The sequence below is a fragment of the Acinetobacter sp. ME22 genome (genome assembly GCF_022012315.1).
GTDB lineage: Bacteria > Pseudomonadota > Gammaproteobacteria > Pseudomonadales > Moraxellaceae > Acinetobacter > Acinetobacter brisouii_A.
Window position 1 is genome coordinate 1 of the sequence record NZ_JAKLTL010000039.1, and the last position, 1,109, is coordinate 1,109.

The window sequence follows — 1,109 nt, forward strand, 5'->3', positions numbered from 1 at the left end:
AAGTTTGAACGTAATAAGCCACACGTAAACGTGGGCACAATCGGTCACGTTGACCATGGTAAAACAACTCTTACTGCTGCGATCGCAACAATCTGTGCGAAAACTTACGGCGGTGAAGCGAAAGATTACTCACAAATCGACTCAGCTCCTGAAGAAAAAGCACGTGGTATTACCATTAATACTTCACACGTAGAATACGATTCTCCAATTCGTCACTACGCGCACGTAGACTGCCCAGGACACGCCGATTATGTTAAAAACATGATTACTGGTGCTGCTCAGATGGACGGTGCGATCCTTGTATGTGCTGCGACTGACGGTCCAATGCCACAAACTCGTGAACACATCCTTCTTTCTCGCCAAGTAGGTGTACCTTACATCATCGTATTCTTAAACAAATGCGACCTTGTTGACGACGAAGAATTACTTGAATTAGTAGAAATGGAAGTTCGTGAACTTCTTTCTACTTATGACTTCCCAGGTGATGACACTCCAGTGATCCGTGGTTCTGCTCTTGCTGCGCTTAATGGCGACGCTGGTCAGTACGGTGAGTCTTCAGTTCTTGCTCTTGTTGAAGCGCTTGACTCTTACATTCCAGAACCAGAACGTGCTATCGATAAAGCATTCTTGATGCCAATCGAAGACGTATTCTCTATCTCTGGTCGTGGTACAGTAGTTACTGGTCGTGTAGAAGCGGGTATCATCAAAGTTGGTGAATCTGTAGAAATCGTGGGTATCCGTGATACTCAAACAACTACAGTAACTGGCGTTGAAATGTTCCGTAAACTTCTTGACGAAGGTCGTGCGGGCGAGAACTGTGGTATTCTTCTACGTGGTACTAAACGTGAAGACGTACAACGTGGTCAAGTACTTGCTAAGCCAGGTACAATCAAGCCGCACACTAAATTCGACGCAGAAGTATACGTACTTTCTAAAGACGAAGGTGGTCGTCACACTCCATTCCTTAATGGCTACCGTCCACAGTTCTACTTCCGTACAACTGACGTAACTGGTGCAATCTCTCTTCAAGAGGGTGTTGAAATGGTTATGCCTGGTGACAACGTAGAAATGTCAGTAGAATTGATCCACCCAATCGCAATGGACCCAGG

1 protein-coding gene is annotated in these 1,109 nt (G+C 45.5%); it reads left to right on the top strand.

From position 1 onward, the window contains the following. Window positions 1–1,109, top strand: a 1,109-nt coding sequence (gene tuf, locus LVY74_RS17575) for an elongation factor Tu (RefSeq protein WP_237816145.1), incomplete at both ends; no start/stop codon positions are given.